The sequence below is a fragment of the Verrucomicrobiia bacterium genome, assembly GCA_035629175.1.
Lineage (GTDB): Bacteria > Verrucomicrobiota > Verrucomicrobiia > Limisphaerales > DASXHY01 > DASXHY01.
Genome location: DASPIL010000107.1, coordinates 140,900 through 156,558 on the forward strand (window position 1 = coordinate 140,900; position 15,659 = coordinate 156,558).

The 15,659-nt window shown below is 58.4% G+C and carries 16 protein-coding genes; 11 read left to right on the forward strand and 5 right to left on the reverse strand.

The annotated features are described in order from the left end of the window. Positions 1–64 precede the first annotated feature (64 nt). From VEH04_20245 to VEH04_20265, 5 genes are all read right to left on the reverse strand, one after another. Positions 65–1,117, reverse strand: coding sequence for an iron-containing alcohol dehydrogenase family protein (locus tag VEH04_20245; protein ID HYG25105.1), 1,053 nt, complete (start codon positions 1,115–1,117; stop codon positions 65–67). Continuing rightward, on the reverse strand, positions 1,111–1,794 hold the full coding sequence (locus VEH04_20250; protein ID HYG25106.1) for a haloacid dehalogenase-like hydrolase: 684 nt from the start codon (positions 1,792–1,794) through the stop codon (positions 1,111–1,113). Before VEH04_20250 ends, VEH04_20245 begins: the two co-directional genes overlap by 7 nt. Before the next feature lie 399 nt (positions 1,795–2,193). Then, positions 2,194–3,306: a DegT/DnrJ/EryC1/StrS family aminotransferase gene (locus tag VEH04_20255; protein HYG25107.1), complete on the reverse strand. Its 1,113-nt coding sequence runs from the start codon at positions 3,304–3,306 to the stop codon at positions 2,194–2,196. A gap of 289 nt (positions 3,307–3,595) precedes the next feature. Continuing rightward, positions 3,596–4,282: a hypothetical protein gene (locus VEH04_20260; protein ID HYG25108.1), complete on the reverse strand. Its 687-nt coding sequence runs from the start codon at positions 4,280–4,282 to the stop codon at positions 3,596–3,598. A 3-nt stretch (positions 4,283–4,285) separates the two neighbouring features. Further along, positions 4,286–6,118 (reverse strand): ABC transporter transmembrane domain-containing protein, encoded by a 1,833-nt coding sequence (locus VEH04_20265; GenBank protein ID HYG25109.1) that lies wholly within the window; start codon positions 6,116–6,118, stop codon positions 4,286–4,288. A 108-nt stretch (positions 6,119–6,226) separates the two neighbouring features. On the opposite strand from VEH04_20265, the gene VEH04_20270 reads away from it, so the two are divergent. The 11 genes from VEH04_20270 (at position 6,227) to VEH04_20320 (ending at position 15,624) form a co-directional block, all read left to right on the forward strand. After that, complete coding sequence (locus VEH04_20270) at positions 6,227–6,631, forward strand: DUF2752 domain-containing protein (protein ID HYG25110.1); 405 nt, start codon at positions 6,227–6,229, stop codon at positions 6,629–6,631. 40 nt (positions 6,632–6,671) lie between these two features. After that, the gene (locus VEH04_20275) at positions 6,672–7,298 is read left to right on the forward strand and encodes a DUF4339 domain-containing protein (protein ID HYG25111.1); all 627 of its coding nucleotides are present in this window, start codon (positions 6,672–6,674) and stop codon (positions 7,296–7,298) included. A gap of 6 nt (positions 7,299–7,304) precedes the next feature. After that, positions 7,305–8,132, forward strand: coding sequence for a GYF domain-containing protein (locus tag VEH04_20280; GenBank protein HYG25112.1), 828 nt, complete (start codon positions 7,305–7,307; stop codon positions 8,130–8,132). Positions 8,133–8,191: 59 nt separating this feature from the next. Beyond that, positions 8,192–9,304, forward strand: a complete 1,113-nt coding sequence (locus VEH04_20285) for a glycoside hydrolase family 88 protein (protein HYG25113.1) — start codon at positions 8,192–8,194, stop codon at positions 9,302–9,304. Between the two features lie 328 nt (positions 9,305–9,632). Then, positions 9,633–10,685: an Mrp/NBP35 family ATP-binding protein gene (locus VEH04_20290; protein ID HYG25114.1), complete on the forward strand. Its 1,053-nt coding sequence runs from the start codon at positions 9,633–9,635 to the stop codon at positions 10,683–10,685. A 151-nt stretch (positions 10,686–10,836) separates the two neighbouring features. Beyond that, positions 10,837–11,052 (forward strand): DUF4032 domain-containing protein, encoded by a 216-nt coding sequence (locus VEH04_20295; protein HYG25115.1) that lies wholly within the window; start codon positions 10,837–10,839, stop codon positions 11,050–11,052. Between the two features lie 105 nt (positions 11,053–11,157). Beyond that, complete coding sequence (gene pyrR / locus VEH04_20300; GenBank protein HYG25116.1) at positions 11,158–11,706, forward strand: bifunctional pyr operon transcriptional regulator/uracil phosphoribosyltransferase PyrR; 549 nt, start codon at positions 11,158–11,160, stop codon at positions 11,704–11,706. Further along, positions 11,703–12,647: an aspartate carbamoyltransferase catalytic subunit gene (locus VEH04_20305; GenBank protein HYG25117.1), complete on the forward strand. Its 945-nt coding sequence runs from the start codon at positions 11,703–11,705 to the stop codon at positions 12,645–12,647. Before pyrR ends, VEH04_20305 begins: the two co-directional genes overlap by 4 nt. Beyond that, on the forward strand, positions 12,644–13,621 hold the full coding sequence (locus VEH04_20310) for a lytic transglycosylase domain-containing protein (GenBank protein ID HYG25118.1): 978 nt from the start codon (positions 12,644–12,646) through the stop codon (positions 13,619–13,621). Before VEH04_20305 ends, VEH04_20310 begins: the two co-directional genes overlap by 4 nt. Positions 13,622–13,924: 303 nt before the next feature. Then, the gene (locus tag VEH04_20315) at positions 13,925–14,869 is read left to right on the forward strand and encodes a ribose-phosphate pyrophosphokinase (GenBank protein ID HYG25119.1); all 945 of its coding nucleotides are present in this window, start codon (positions 13,925–13,927) and stop codon (positions 14,867–14,869) included. A 35-nt stretch (positions 14,870–14,904) separates the two neighbouring features. Then, complete coding sequence (locus VEH04_20320) at positions 14,905–15,624, forward strand: 50S ribosomal protein L25 (protein HYG25120.1); 720 nt, start codon at positions 14,905–14,907, stop codon at positions 15,622–15,624. The last annotated feature ends 35 nt before the right edge of the window (positions 15,625–15,659 follow it).

A 15,659-nucleotide genomic window follows, 5' to 3' on the forward strand; every position in this document is an offset into this window, starting at 1 on the left:
TACCGAACCAAGCTTCGCGCTGCAACTTCAATTGGTGGTTGCAAAGAACGCTGAAGCAGCCTCTTCAGGCCCGGAAACACGGCCGTAACCGCTCGTCGTTCCGGAGAATTGTCTCGACCTCGGCGACACAATCGCGTTCGGACAAAATTGTGTAAAAGTTGGGTTTGATCGATGGCGCAAGCCGAACCGCCTCAAGCCATTCGGAACGCGAGAAAGGCGCCGCGGCGATCGCACGCCAAAATCCCGTCGCATCGAACAGGTGCGTAATTGTTTCCGTGTGGCGTCCCTGCAAACGGCTCGCGATGTAGCTTGCAATGCCCACCTGCAGTCCGTGCAAAGCCGGATGCGCGCTTACTCGGTCCAACGCATGCGAAATCAAATGCTCGCTTCCGCTCGCGGGACGCGACGAGCTGCAAATAGCCATGGCGATGCCATTCAACATCAACGCCGTTCCCAGCAGCGAAACGCCTTCCAAATCGCGAATTGGCCGCGCAATGAACTGAAACACGCTCGCATCGGATAACAGCGCGGCGAAATCATCGAGCGCAGTTGCGCGCGCGTGGAAGGCCAGTTTCCAATCGGTTACCGCCGTGAATTTTGCGACCAGGTCGCCCACCCCCGATTGCCACAAGACTTCCGGCGCGTTCAGGCAAACCTCAGTGTCGAGCACCACGCCAAATGGCATGGCGGACGGAAGCGATCGGCGCTGCCCTTCGACAGTCAAACTCGATTGCGGGCTGCAGAACCCATCGTTCGAAAGTGACGTCGGCGTCGCGATGTAATAAATGCGCGCCAGGAACGACACATATTTCGCGACGTCGAGCGCCTTGCCGCCGCCGAACCCGACGATCGCATCAACGCCTGTGGGTAATCGTTTAAACAGCGCTTCGGCTTGCTCAAAGCTGGGGCTGCTGACCGGGACCACCTCGGCGGCCTCGACGTGCTCGCGCTGAAATCCCGCGCAGAGCCGGTGCAGGAGATCAGGATTCAGATCCTGGCTGTGAAGGACGAGAACGCGCTGGAAGTTGTGGCGTCGCGCGTAAATCCCCAGGCGATCAAGCGCCCCGCGCTTTAATCGGACGAGCGAGGGAATCGCAACTTGCTTGTGCGTTAACATGGAGTTTTGAGAAGAACGCCAGCGATTTCGGACCAGCGATGGAATGGATGAAATGATTCGCCACGGCGCTTGAGTTCCACCGCAAGCCATCCCCGTGCAAACCGAAGCTCCGGCCTGACGGCGAGCGCCGATGCCAGGTCCGGCCGGCCATCCCCGGCGAACGCGGCGCAACGGCTTCGTTGCATCGCATCCGTCACCACCGCGAGTTTGTCGATGCCATTCTGCTGGCTGAAGAATCGCGATTCCACGGGCAACGATATTTCCAGGCCGCGTTGAGGGGAGAACCTTCCGGGATTTGCATGCACAAGGAGGCTTGTGCGCGCCGCGCGAAGGAGATGCTGGATGTACCATTCGCAGCCTGCGGATGCGACGATGATTTCCCAACCGTCTCGGCGAAGCTGTTCAACCGACTTCGCCAATTCCGGATCGATTTGCATTCGGCTCACGAGGTCGAAGAGCGTTTTCTCGTCCGTTCGAATGCGGGAGAAAATTGCAGCGAGCGCTTCAAAATGCGTCAGCTTGCCAGCGACATACTGTTCCCAGGGATCGTCATCGGCACAGACCGGCCACTGCGCCCGCACAAGGTCGTAGAAATCGTGAAGCGTGATTGTCCCGTCGAAATCTGTGACCAGGATTTTTTGACGGGATTCGGAGTTTTGCCGGGATGCGGTGCTCACGCGCCCTCACAGTGTACGGAGGTATCGAGGGAAGACAATCCTGCCTGAGACCGTTCAGTTGAATCGCGCGCACCTTGACGCTGTTCTTCGCCACGGATAGTTCATTTGACATCACGCGATAAGAAGAAACCGCATCTCCCAACGCGGCGAGTTCGAGGGAACCCCCGAGGTTTGTTGAGACCTGCATGGGAAAGAGATCGCCGTTGTCGCCCGACCAAACCAAATAGGCAAGGCCGACTTGCTTGAGCGAGTTGACGCAGCTTATGCGAGAAGACTTTGCCTTCGCTTTTCCAAGAGAGGCGACTGCCAAGGCTCCGAGGACGATAGCGATGGCGGCAATGACGAGGAGGTCAGCGCGTGAAAAGGCGCGTTGTCGTTTAGGGTCTCGGTTGCTGCGGATCACGCCCCGCGAAAGAACTCGTGGATCACTTGCGATACACGCTGAATCGGAGCGTCGGTCAGTTCAGGATAGATCGGCAGGCTGAGGCATTCGCGAGCGGCTTTTTCGGTGATCGGAAAGGCGCCTTCCTTGTAGCCCAGCGAGGCGTAGCACTTCTGCATGTGGAGCGGCAGGGGATAATGCAGCGCGCAGCCGATCTTGTTTCCTTCGAGATGCTTCTTCAGTTCGTCGCGTCGCGGATGCCGCACGACGTAAAGGTGATATGCGCTTTCCGCGTAGTCCGCTTCGCGGGGCAGTTGCAGCGGTGTGTCAGCGAGGAGTTCGTGATATCGATGCGCGACGCGACGGCGTTCAGCGGTCCACTTGGGCAGATGCGGCAGCTTTACTCCGAGAACGGCACCCTGAATTCCTTCCATGCGGTAATTGAAACCGACTTCATCGTGGTAGTAGCGGACGGTCGAGCCATGTTCGCGCAATGACCGCGCACGCGCCGCGAACGCCGCGTTGTTGGTGACGAGCGCGCCGCCTTCGCCAGCCGCGCCCAGATTTTTTCCCGGATAAAAGCTGAAGCAGGAAATCTCTCCGAAGGTGCCAACCATCTTGCCGTTGTATTTCGCACCATGCGCCTGCGCGGTGTCTTCCACGACGGGCAGCTTGTGCTTGCGCGCAACGGCGAGCACCGGGTCGAGATCGAAGGGATGGCCGTAAAGATGCACAGGCATGATCGCCTTGGTGCGCGGCGTGATGGCAGCTTCGATGCGCGCGGGATCGAGATTGAACGTGGCGTCCTCGATATCGACATAAACCGGCTTTGCGCCCACATACGAGATGGCCCAGCTCGTGGCCACGAACGTCATGGGCGTGGTGATCACTTCATCGCCCGCGCCGACGTCGAGGAGCATGAGAGCGATGTGCAACGCCGACGTTCCGCTGTTGAAAGCGACGCAATGCTCGGCGCCGACGTATTTGGCGAAGTCCTTTTCAAACTGGACCACGTCGGGTCCGAGGCAGAAGGAGCAGTTGTCGAGGGTGCGCGCGATTGCGGCGTCGAGTTCCTTGCGAATCCCGCGGATCTGCGCGGGTAAATCCAGGTAAGCGATAGGTTCAGCCATGTTAAAGCACCATTTTGGTGCGGGCGGAACATATACAACCGGCTCGCGTTTGGAAACAGAATCTCGGCTGAGTTGATCCTCCTCTCAGGGCGCGCATCTTGACAAGTTCTTGGTTTCTCTCCTCGCCTGCGACGCAGGCGGGAGAAGGGTTGGGAAGAGGGTGCTCTGATGCGTTCTCCAGCGTGGCGTCGTTTCCAAGGTCAAACGCTCCTCCTCTCCCCGGCCCTCTCCTCCGCTCCGCGCGGAAGAGAAGGAGGTAAGAATGGAGCTGCACAGGTAAGCGTTAAGGCTAATCCGGATTTTCCTTCAACCATTCTTCGGTTTTCTTCTGCCAGGTGGCGCGGTCGGTGCCGTAGTTTTCCTCGAGGTAGAGCTCGAGCAGGTCCCGCGCTTCTTCGGCTTTCGGATGGTTGGGGGTGAAGGCGATGTCCAGAAACGCAGGCAACTTGGTGGCGTTGGGGCGGTTCAGCAGGTCTGCGAGCAGGGTGTCCAGGACTTCCTCGGGCAGGGTGGCGTCGACCGCGAGCCGCAGCAACGGCGCATAATTTTCATCTTCGACCAGATTCGATAAATGCTGCGCCACCTCATCCTGTCCTTCGGCGGGGAGACGCGGAAACATAGTCAGGAGTTGCGTGACCTTGTCGGTGTCTTCGTCGTCGGAGGCGAGGACCTCCTCAAGGCTATCCTCCCAGTTGGTCACGACCTTTTCGGGCTGTGCGAGAGGAACGGCGACAACCTCGGGCTCGGCCACAGGCTGCGGGTCCGCTGGGCGCGATGGAGGTGCGGGAGCCGGGCGCGCGGGATTCGGCCGCGTGGCGGGCCTGGGTACGGTTGTGGAGTTCACCGCCTCAGGTTGCGGCGGTTCAACCGGTGGAACAGTTGCAACATCCCGCGTCGCGAGCCAGCCGATCCCCAGACCGAGGCCGACAACTGCCACCAACACGCCCAAAACCGTTCCGATTTTCGCTCTTGCCATAATTTACGTGGTAACGACCGCATCGAACTGCAAGTCGTGCAATCTCTTGTAAACCCCGTTGCGCTTCAGAAGTTCCGCGTGCGTCCCTTTCTCCGCAATCCTGCCTTCCTGCATAACAACGATGAGGTCCGCCTTCTGCACGGTGGAAAGCCGATGCGCGATGCAGAGGGTCGTGCGGCCTTCCATCAATTTCTCAAGTTCGTTCTGCACCAGCCGCTCGGACTCTGTATCGAGCGCGCTCGTCGCCTCGTCCAGAATCAGGATGGGCGCGTCCTTGAGGATCGCGCGGCCGATGGCGATGCGCTGGCGTTGTCCGCCCGAAATGTTGATTCCCTTTTCGCCCACGACTGTTTCGTAGCCGTGCGGTTTCTGCACAATGAATTCATGCGCGTTGGCCGCGCGTGCAGCGGCTTCGACTTCCGCGTCGGTGGCGTTCGGCCGCCCCATGGCGATGTTTCGGCGAATTGTTTCGTGGAACAAAATGGTTTCCTGGGTGACGAGGGCGATCTGGCTTCGAAGGTCGCGCGTGGTGACCTCCTTCAGGTCCACCCCGCCGATTCGGATCGAACCCTCTTGTGGATCATAAAAACGGAGGAGCAGATTGGTGACGGTTGTCTTTCCCGATCCACTGCTGCCCACCAGCGCCACGAGCTGGCCCGCTTTCACGGTCAAACTGAAATCCCGCAGAACGGGCTTTTCGCCGTAGTCGAAACCCACGTGCGAAAATTCGATATCCGCATTCCGTGCGTTCAACGGAACGGGGTGGGCGGGCTCGCGAATGTCATTGTGCGTATCCAGCAATTCAAAGATGCGTTCGCTGGCTGCGCGCGCGTGGTGGATGGAGTTGTTCAGCCGTGTCAGCGACTTGATCGGCTGATACATCACGACGATTGCCAGGATGAATCCAACGAAGTCGCCGATGTCCGGTTTGTTGATTGTAACGGCTGTGGCGTAGATGAGAACCAATGCCACGCCGACGCCGCCGAGAAATTCCGTGAACTGGCTGGGCAGTTCGTTTGCCCGCACGACGCGCATCGCCTGGCCGACGAACTTGCGGGTGGTCACGCGAAATTGCTCCGCCACGGTGTCCTCGAGATTGTACGCTTTCACGATGCGGTTTCCCGTGAAGGATTCGTGCATCAAGGTCGCCATTTCGGAAATGTGCGTCTGCATCGCCTTCGCCGATTTTCGGACGCGGCGTGCGTAGATGGAAATCGGAATAAGGCAGATGGGAAGGACGATGATTGAAATCAGTGTCAAAACACGCTGCTCCCGGGGAATGAGCAGGACGCAGAGCATGGCGACGATTGTAACGGGATCGCGGACCATGGATGTGACAGCGGTTCCCATGATGCCGTAGAGCGTGTGGGTGTCGCTGCTGATGCGCGAGATGAGGTCACCTGTGCGGGCGCGGCTGAAAAACGTGAGGGAAAGGTTCTGCAGGTGCGAAAACAATTTCAGGCGCAGGTCGGCGACCGACCGCGATGCGGCCCAGCTGGTCATATAGACGCTGAGATAGCCGAAGATCGCGCGCACGAACATCGTTGCGGGAATGAGGCAGATGATGAGCACCATCGCGACGCGCGACTGCGGGGCTTTGATGGTGGGGATCCAGGTGCCGAGTTGATTCAGAATCCAGTGTTTGAGCCCGGTAGCATTTGCAATTTCCTTGCTGAAGCTGAACTCTTCGCCGAACGCGAGATTGACCACGAAGTTGATGAAAAAAACAAGGAGCGCCTGGGTGAGCGCAAAGATCATGCTGCAGATCAGCCCCAGGAGGAGCCGGCTGCTGTGGGGCCGCATGAAGGGCCAGAGCTTTCGGAAGAATCCGATCATCCAATGCAGTATGGGATTGTGCCGCGATTCCGCTAGTTTTTCCTGAAGCTGGCGGTGTGAGAACAAGGATGGACGAATTCCGGCGATTGCGTAAATTCTTGCAAACAAATGGGGATCCAAAACAAATCGCTGCCCGTCAGTTGGACGATGGCGCTGGTGGCGTTGGGAGTTGGCCTGGTGCTCTATGCATTCAATCCGGCCACCGTGCCGATCTTTCCCGTATGCCTTTTTCATCAATGGACTGGGTTGAATTGTCCTGGCTGCGGATCATTACGCGCGATGCATCAGTTGCTTCACGGAAACGTGGTGGAGGCGTTTCGATTGAATGCGCTCCTTGTCATTTCGATTCCGATTGGCGTGTGGTTTGGCATTCGCCTCCTGCGGCAGCACCTGCGCAATGAACCTGGCCCCATCGTGCGCCCCCTCTGGATTTGGATTTACGCGCTGGTGTGGCTGGTGTTTGGAATTGTCAGGGAACTTCCAGTGCAATCATTCGCGGTGTGGCCGCCCTAAACCGTTCGCTCCAACTAAACCAAGGAATCAGGAATAAGTTATGTATAGAATCATCGGCGCAGATGGCAAAGCCTACGGTCCGGTCAGCGAAGAACAGATTCGTTTCTGGATCGCTGAGAGCCGCGTGAACGCGCAGACGCAGGTGCAGGCGGAGGGAACGGCTGAATGGAAACCGCTTGCGCATTTCCCGGAATTTTCGGCGTCATTCGCCGGGCCCGAAGCTCCAATCGCGCCATCCATCCCGGCAGCGCAACTGGCCAGCAACCGCGAAGCCGCGAAACGCAGCGTCAAGGCTCCGGCAATCGCGCTCAAGGTGTACGCCGGACTTTTGCTGGTCGTCAGCCTGCTCTCACTGCTGCTCGTCGTCCTGGTCATGACTGGCTCAAACCCTTTCACGAACGTCGAGAACGCTGAAATCTCAAAATCGCTGACGCAGCAGTTTGGCAGCGCGACCGCGTTCATCGGTCCGATTCTCAACCTCGTTTTCGTCGGCCTCATCTTCGTGGGAGCATCGAAGTTTGAACGGTTCGAAAGCTTTGGAATGGCGCTGACGGCGTGCATCCTCGCGATGCTTCCATGCTCGCTGTGTTGCGTGATTGGCCTCCCCATTGGGATTTGGGGAATCGTGGTGTTGAACCAGTCGCAGGTGAAATCGCAGTTCAAGTAAGACGCCATGTATCGAATCATTGGAGCCGACGGGCAACCCTACGGTCCAGTGGATGCGGCGCAGGTGCGCCGTTGGTTCGCGGAGAACCGCGTTCGCCGCGACACAATGATGGAACGTGAGGGATCATCCGAGTGGAAGCCGCTTGCGGATTTCGAAGAATTCTCAGACTTGTTCCAATCAGCTGCGCCGGATCCGGGGCCGGCGAGTTCAGGAACCGGCGGCAGTCGCAGTATGGAATTGGAAGCGTCGATCGCCGTTGCGAACTCGCGTCCCGGCTTCAGCGCGACGGAGTGCCTGGGGCGTGGCTGGGATTTGGTGATGGGCCGTTTTTGGTTGTCGGTCGGAGTCAGTGCCGTCTGTGTGGTCATTACAAGCGTTCCGCTGCTTTACGGCCCCGTCATGACGGGATTGTTCTGGTTTTTCCTGCAACAGATCCGCACTCGAAACGCGAGGCTTGAAGACGCCTTTGAGCCATTCAAACACGTACTGCTGCAATCGTTTCTCGCCGGACTTGTCGTCTCCGTGCTCGTGTCCATCGGCACGATGCTGTGTTTCGTGCCCGGAATAATCCTGACTTGCCTATGGATGTTCACGTGGCCTTTGTTAATGGACAAACGTTTGGATTTCTGGCCGGCAATGGAGGTTAGTCGCAAAGTTTTGTGGCTGCGCATCTGGAGCATTCTAGGCCTTTGGTGCCTGTCGCTCTTGCTGCTCCTTGCGGGATTGTTGCTATGCTACGTGGGGTTGTTTGTTGCGGTTCCTGTCGTCATCGCTGCCCATGCCTGCGCGTACGAGGAGCTGTTCGGGACGCCGCGGACGGAGCCCCTTCCGTGAACGTCGCATCCGCGAAGGTATTTGACGCCATTTTTCCGTAAACGCATTCTGCGTCATTCATGAAAACTTCATTCCGCCTTCTCTTCGGCTGCATCCTCGCTGCGACAGTGAACTGCGGTGTTGCCGCAACAAACCCGGCAGACCTGGCGCCCGCAGCAGTGCTGTCGATCATGGAACGTGTTGCCGACTGGCAGCTGGCGAACCCGAGCCGGCATCGTCAGACGGATTGGACCCAGGGAGCGGGCGATGCGGGGTTCATGGCGCTTGCCCGTCTCTCGAGCAGCCCTCGATTCGAGGAGGCAATGATCCGCAAGGGCGAGACGAATGAATGGCAGCTTGGGCCGCGCATTTACCACGCGGACGACCACGTAGTGGGGCAGGCGTATTGCGAACTGTTTTTCAAGTCGAAGGAGGATCGAATGATTGCGCCGCTGCGAACGCGGTTTGATTACATCCTGGAAAATCCGCGGCACTTCGAGACTCTCGATTTCACGCAGCGGCGCATTGGGGATCTATGGTCCTGGTGCGACGCGCTGTTCATGGCGCCGCCGACGTGGGTGCGCCTTTGGAAGGCGACAGGCAAGGAACAATACCTTGAGTTTGCAATCACCAACTGGTGGCGGACCTCTGACTATCTTTATGACAAGGAGGAACATTTGTACTTCCGCGACAGCACGTATTTCAACAAGCGCGAAGCCAATGGACGCAAAGTGTTTTGGAGTCGCGGCAACGGCTGGGTGATGGGCGGTCTCGTGCGCGTGATGGAACATCTGACGCCGGGCCATGCAGCGCGGGGGCGGTTCGAACAACAGTTCAAGGAGATGGCTGATGCGATTCTTCGATGCCAGCAGCCGGATGGCTTGTGGCGATCCAGCCTGCTTGATCCCGAGAGCTATCCGTTGAAGGAAACGAGCGGCTCGGGCTTCCACACGTATGCGCTGGCGTGGGGAATTAACAACGGATTGCTTGAGCGGCAGCGATTCGAACGCGCAGTGCGCAAGGCCTGGAGCGCTTTGGCTGCGTGCGTGAATGAAGATGGAAAGCTGACACACGTGCAGCCGATTGGTGCGGACCCGAAGAAGTTCGATCCGGAATCGACGGAGATTTATGGCGTTGGGGCGTTCCTTCTGGCGGGGAGCGAAATGCATCGATTGCTTTCGTCGCGGCCTTAGCGGGCGTGCATTCAAGGACTTGGGTGTCGGCCTCGCGCACGGCACGCCGCGAAGCCCCCGGCTCCGAATTTTTGACCACGGATGACCACGGATCAGCAGGACAAAATCCGCCGCTCCTCTCTCTGCTACCTCTGCTTGCTCCTGTTAAACGTCTTCTCTTCGTGGCCTTCGCTGCAGCAACTTCTTTTCAATCTTGTGAACACGCTTAGGTGCGACCATTGAAGCGACCTGAAGGTCGCTCGGCAGGGCAGTGTCGGGATGCACCCGGCGGGCTGACGGGTGATGCTTGCTTGCCTTCAACTGGCGCTTGGGTGAACGTGTCGGCTCTATGCTTACGGAAAACGACGTCCGCAACGCTTTGGCCGCGGTAAAGTATCCTGGTTATTCGCGAGATATTGTTTCCTTCGGCCTCGTGAAGGAAATTGCGGTGAACAATGGCGCTGTGTCGGTGGGGATGCAGTTGACGACAAACAACCCTGAAGCCGCGCAACAGATCAAGGTGGAAAGCGAACGCGCCCTGAAGGCGTTGCCAGGGATTCAAGCCGTTCACGTCGATGTCCGTCAGCAAGCAGGAGCGGCGCCCGCCACTGGCCAGGGCCCGTGGTCGCAGCAAGGCCGGGTTCCGGGCTTGCGCCACATCGTTGCCGTGGCCAGCGGCAAAGGCGGTGTCGGCAAGTCAACGACCGCGGTGAATCTCGCCTGCGCCCTGCACCATCTGGGCGCAAGCGTCGGACTGCTTGATTGCGACATTTATGGTCCAAGCATTCCGCTCATGATGGGCACGCGGGACAAACCCACACTTGCGCCTGACGAACGCATGATCCCACCAATGAGTCATGGCGTGAAGCTGATGAGCATCGGTTTTCTGGTGGACGACGATCAACCCGTGATCTGGCGTGGGCCGATGATCAACAAAACCATTCAACAGTTCTTCTCGTCGGTGGCATGGGGCGATCTTGATTTCCTCATCGTTGATCTTCCTCCGGGAACGGGCGACGCCCAGCTTTCGCTTTGCCAGACAGTTCCATTGGACGGCGGCGTCATTGTCACCACACCCCAGGAGGCGTCACTCGGAGTCGTCCGCAAAGGCGTGGGGATGTTTGAGAAAGTGAACGTGCCGATTCTTGGGATTGTGGAAAATATGAGCTATTTCACGGCACCTAACGGGGATCGTGTTGAGATCTTTGGCCACGGCGGCGGCAGGGCGGAGGCGGAGCGCAAGGGAGTGACGTTCCTGGGGGAAGTCCCCATCTTCACGGAGATCCGCGAGGGCGGCGATTGCGGCGTTCCGGTTGTGGTGGCATCGCCGGAAGCCCCTCCGGCTCAGGCGTTTCTGAGAATAGCCGCAGCCCTGCAGCAGCGTCTTGGCCAGAGCGTGTAGTGCGAACGGGTGATTTGCAAAGGCGGCGGATGCCTATAGATTCAGTCAGCCTGAGCTGGTAATACATACAGGCACGTCCGGGACCGCCAGTTTTGCATTGTCAGTCTTGGGACTGCCTCATAGAGTTGCGCGGCAAAGGCACCCTTTGTATATGTCGGACCAAACTAACGAGCCCGCCCAGGCAAGTGACCTCCTGAGGAACTCCTCGCTTTACCGCGAATTTCAGGCCGAGCGCGAAGAGATCCTCAAGCACAAGTGGATCGAGTCAGAAAAGGCTGGACGGGATATTGGTTTCGAGCGTGCGCTGACGGATTGGATTATCAAGCACCGATCCAAATGGCGAAAAGCGCGCCTCGGCACCAACTGATCAAAACTGCGGTTCCTTTAAGGCGGCCCTGCGAGGCGGCCAAGGATCGATGACCCATCATTTTCAATGCGACGAACAACCCTGCCCGGGTGTGTTCGTTTTTTTATGTCCGAATCCTGCGTCATCCTGAACGCCGCTGCCGTTCAGCGCGCCATCATCCGCATCGGCCACGAGATCGCCGAGCGCAACGAGAACAGCCATGAGGTGGTTCTGGTTGGAGTCCCCATCGGCGGCGATGACCTTGCGCGCAGGCTGACCTCGGTTCTCACGGGGATTTGGCAGCATCCCGTGCCTGTCGGGGTGCTCGACGTCTCGATGCACCGGGACGACCTGAATCACCGAGCGGCGCCGCAGGTGTTTCCGACGGTGATTCCCTTTGATGTTACAGGGAAGACAGTCGTGCTTGTGGATGACGTTTTATTCAGCGGACGCACGACACGTGCGGCGATGGATGCGTTGAACGATTTCGGGCGGCCAAAAAAAATCCAACTTGCGGTGCTCATCGATCGCGGCCATCGCGAGTTGCCGATCAAGGCGGACTTTGTCGGAAAGAACGTTCCCACTTCCATTTCCGAGAAGGTGGTGGTGCGGCTTGTTGAAGGCGGGGCAGCCCACGACGAGGTGGTTCTGCAGAAGCGATCTGAATCCGCATGAGCTGGAATCGAAAGCATTTGCTCGATATCGAGTCGCTGACCGCGGAGGAACTCAATACGGTTCTCGACACCGCGAAAGCGTTCAAAGCCGTGGGCACGCGCGTCATCAAGAAAGTTCCGGCCCTTCGCGGAAAAACAGTGGTGAACCTGTTCGTTGAACCTTCCACGCGCACGCGCATCAGCTTCGAACTCGCCGAGCAGCGTCTTTCGGCCGATATCATCAACTTCACCGCGGAAGCGTCATCGCTCAAGAAGGGTGAGACGCTGAAGGACACTGCAAAGAACCTGGAGGCGTTGAATGCGGACTTCATTGTGATCCGCCATAGCGCGTCCGGCGCCGCGACTTTTCTCTCCCGCGTGTGCAACGCCAGCGTCATCAATGCGGGTGACGGCGCGCATGAGCATCCCACGCAGGCGCTCCTGGACGCGTTTACGATCCGTGAACGCAAGGGGAATCTGGCCGGGTTGAATGTCACGATCCTGGGAGACATCCTCTACTCCCGGGTTGCGCGCTCGAACATCTGGGCGCTGACGAAGCTTGGGGCGAACGTCACGCTGTGCGGACCCGCGACTCTTGTGCCCCGCGTGTTTGAACAGATGGGCTGCCGGGTCACTTACAACGTCGACGAGGCGATAGAAGACGCGGACATCATCAATCTTCTCCGCATTCAACATGAGAGGCAGCGCAAGACCATGTTCCCGAGCATAGGCGAGTACACCACGTTGTTCGGCCTCAATAAAACACGGCTTTCGCGCGCGCGGCCCGACGCTCTCATCATGCATCCCGGTCCGATCAACCGCGGCGTGGAAATCGATAGCGAAATTGCCGATGGCGATCGCTCACTGATTCTCGAGCAGGTGACCAATGGTCTGGCTGTGCGCATGGCGGTGCTGTTCCTGGTCGCGGGCGGGAAGAGTCCCCAGGAAGTCAGCGCTTCATGAGACATTCTTGGTCTGGGCGGTGCAGGAGCCGTTCGACGAAACAGTTCGGTTTCCTGGTGATTGCGGCGGCATTTGTAGCGGTTGCTTCGGCACAGGAGGAAAGCTTCACCATTGATGCTGACGCCTTGCAAGCGGTCCAGCAATGGGCGGAAGAGAACATTGATGAAGACGTGCTGCGCTCGCTCGGAGCTGCGGACCAGAAGCAGGTTGAAACATTCTTCAAGGAGATCCAGAAGCGATTTCACGGAGAATACGTTGTTGATGTGGCCGAACTTCGCGACATTGCCAAAGGCATTCTGCCATTGCTGGAGGCGAACGCAGACACCCAGGCGTATGCGATCTGGCTGAAGAGCCGGCTCGATTACCTCGAGGTGGCGGAGCAGTTGCAGTTTCGAATTACGGCGCCGCGGGGTGCAACTAATTCAGTCCCTCGCTCGCAACCCATCCCGAGCCCGCAACTGGAGCGCGAAGTTTGGATCGAGAAAGTTTCAGCCCGTCCTGTTCCTGCCGCAGCTGCCCCTTACGTGAAACGGTTGAAGCCGGTGTTTGAACGGCATCGGCTGCCGCCTGAGCTGGTGTGGATTGCTGAAGTGGAATCCTCGTTTGACCCGCGTGCGAAAAGCCCGGCTGGCGCGGCTGGTTTGTTTCAGTTGATGCCGGCTACGGCGAAGCAATACGGGCTCAAGACCTGGCCGTTGGATCAGCGGTACCGGCCCGAGGAGAGCGCGGATGCGGCGGCGCGCCACCTTGCGTATCTTTATCGCCGATTCAAAGACTGGCGCCTTGCGGTGGCGGCTTATAATGCAGGGGAGGGGACTGTAGGCCGGGCGCTGGAGCGAAGCCGCGGCAAGACCTTCGATGCCATTGCAAATCGATTGCCGGCTGAAACGCGGCTTTACGTGCCGAAAGTGGAAGCCGTGTTGAAGCGTCGCGAGGGGGTTCAACTCGTGGCGCTTCATGGACCGGGACGGTAGCTCGGGTTCTCAAGGGAGTGCTTTCAGGCCGCTTCAGCTTGAAAGGGTGCGGATGGCACGCGAAACCAAGCGTCACGGCTTGCGAACAACAGATCAGTCCCGGCCATGGGATCATGCCCCGGGCTTCAAGGCGTGCCGCCGTTTCCAGTTCAAACGCTCATCCTCCCCCCAGCCCTTGTCGACATGCACCCCTGGCTTCATTGCTTCCGGATTTTCACTTGCGCCGAGGTTGTTCACTGATAAAGTCCCGGTCGCTTTACCACCGGCAGCGGTGGATTTTTTGTTTTTGCATCAAGTTACATTGTGAAAATCTTCAGCGGTACGGCCAATGAACCTCTGACCCGTGCGATCTGCAATTCGATCGGCTCGCAGGCAGGCCAATGCACGATCAAGCCATTCCCGGACGGCGAAACGTTTGTAAAGATCGAGGAGAATGTCCGGGGCGAAGATGTCTTCGTTGTCCAGCCCACGTCGCCTCCCAGCAATCATAATCTGATGGAGTTGTTCATCATGATTGACGCGCTGCGACGCGCCAGCGCGAATCGCATCACGGCGGTGCTGCCCTTCTACGGTTACGCCCGCCAGGATCGCAAGGATCAGCCGCGCGTTCCCATCACGGCAAAGTTGATTGCGAACCTGCTCGTGGCTGCGGGGGTGAATCGCATTCTCACGATGGATCTGCACGCACAGCAGATCCAGGGGTTCTTTGACATCCCGGTGGATCATCTCTACGCGGCGCCTGTGATGTATGAGTATCTCAAAACGAAGAAGTTGAAGGATTTGGTTGTGGTGAGCCCCGATGTTGGCGGCTTGAAGATGGCGCATGCGTATTCGCAGACCCTCGAGGCCAGCCTTGCCATCGTGGCCAAAAGGCGGAAGAGCGCGACCGAGGTGGAGTCGATGGCGGTGATTGGCGAAATCAAGGGCAAGAACGTCCTGCTGGTTGACGACCTGACCGAGACGGCGGGCACCTTGACACAGGCGGCGAGCCTGTTGAAGGAGGCTGGGGCGCAGCAGATTCTTGCATGCGTTTCGCATGCGATTCTCAATGACATGGGCATCGAACGCCTCCGAAAATCGGTCATTGACGAACTGATAACAACTGATACTGTCCTTCGCCCCGCTATAGACGGGGTAAGAATTACCACGTTGTCGGTGGCGGGGCTTTTAGGCGAAGCGATCAAACGGATTCACAGCAATTCGTCGGTCAATTCGCTGTTTGAATTTAAGGGCGGGCGCACCAGTTGACTCTGGGCGGCGTTGCCGGGAATAGATTTAAGAAAATGAAAACTGTACCTTTGAATGCATTCGCCCGTTCGCTCGGTCGCCGGGCCGGGGCCAAGAAACTGCGCAGCAACGGGCGCATCCCTGCCGTGATTTACGGCGGTCCCGACAAGCCCCAGAGCCTCGAGGTCAATGCCCGCGAGATCGGCGATCTCATCCATCGTTCCGCGTCCGAGAATTTGCTGGTGGACCTTGCGTTGAAGGACGATGCCCGGCCGAAACGGCTGGCGCTGGTGCAGGAAATCCAACATCACCCGCTGCACGGCCACATCCTCCACGTTGATTTTCACGAAGTCTCCGAGACCGAGAAGGTCACCATCATGGTGCCTGTGGAAACGACTGGCGAACCCACGGGCGTGAAGAACAGCGGCGGGGTCCTTGAACACGTGCTGTTCAAGATCAAGGTTCGCGCGCTGCCGAAGGATTTGCCCGAGCAGGTGGTCATTGATGTCAGTGCGCTCGAACTGAACAAGACGATTCACATTGGAGAGATTCCAGCGCCCGAAGGCGTGGAGATCTTGGGTGACAAGAACATTCCTGTTGTCTCCGTTGCGGCACCGCGCACCGAGGCTGAAGAGACCGCCACAGCAGACGCAGCGGCTGGAGCGGGCGAAGTCGAGATGATCAAGGAGAAGAAGGAAGGCGAAGAAGGCGGCAAGGCTCCTGCCGGTGGCGACAAGAAGGCGGGTGCGGAGAAGCCTGCGGAAAAGAAGAAGTAATCTGGAAGAACGAGCCGGAAGGTCCGGTTCCCGCG

Bases quoted from the DNA above. Each gene is read 5' to 3' on its own strand.
- VEH04_20245 (HYG25105.1), bottom strand. From the start codon at position 1,117: ATGTTAACGCACAAGCAAGTTGCGATTCCCTCGCTCGTCCGATTAAAG.
- VEH04_20255 (HYG25107.1), bottom strand. From the start codon at position 3,306: ATGGCTGAACCTATCGCTTACCTGGATTTACCCGCGCAGATCCGCGGG.
- VEH04_20260 (HYG25108.1), bottom strand. From the start codon at position 4,282: ATGGCAAGAGCGAAAATCGGAACGGTTTTGGGCGTGTTGGTGGCAGTT.
- VEH04_20265 (HYG25109.1), bottom strand. From the start codon at position 6,118: ATGATCGGATTCTTCCGAAAGCTCTGGCCCTTCATGCGGCCCCACAGC.
- VEH04_20270 (HYG25110.1), top strand. From the start codon at position 6,227: ATGGGGATCCAAAACAAATCGCTGCCCGTCAGTTGGACGATGGCGCTG.
- VEH04_20275 (HYG25111.1), top strand. From the start codon at position 6,672: ATGTATAGAATCATCGGCGCAGATGGCAAAGCCTACGGTCCGGTCAGC.
- VEH04_20280 (HYG25112.1), top strand. From the start codon at position 7,305: ATGTATCGAATCATTGGAGCCGACGGGCAACCCTACGGTCCAGTGGAT.
- VEH04_20285 (HYG25113.1), top strand. From the start codon at position 8,192: ATGAAAACTTCATTCCGCCTTCTCTTCGGCTGCATCCTCGCTGCGACA.
- VEH04_20290 (HYG25114.1), top strand. From the start codon at position 9,633: ATGCTTACGGAAAACGACGTCCGCAACGCTTTGGCCGCGGTAAAGTAT.
- VEH04_20295 (HYG25115.1), top strand. From the start codon at position 10,837: ATGTCGGACCAAACTAACGAGCCCGCCCAGGCAAGTGACCTCCTGAGG.
- pyrR (HYG25116.1), top strand. From the start codon at position 11,158: ATGTCCGAATCCTGCGTCATCCTGAACGCCGCTGCCGTTCAGCGCGCC.
- VEH04_20305 (HYG25117.1), top strand. From the start codon at position 11,703: ATGAGCTGGAATCGAAAGCATTTGCTCGATATCGAGTCGCTGACCGCG.
- VEH04_20310 (HYG25118.1), top strand. From the start codon at position 12,644: ATGAGACATTCTTGGTCTGGGCGGTGCAGGAGCCGTTCGACGAAACAG.
- VEH04_20320 (HYG25120.1), top strand. From the start codon at position 14,905: ATGAAAACTGTACCTTTGAATGCATTCGCCCGTTCGCTCGGTCGCCGG.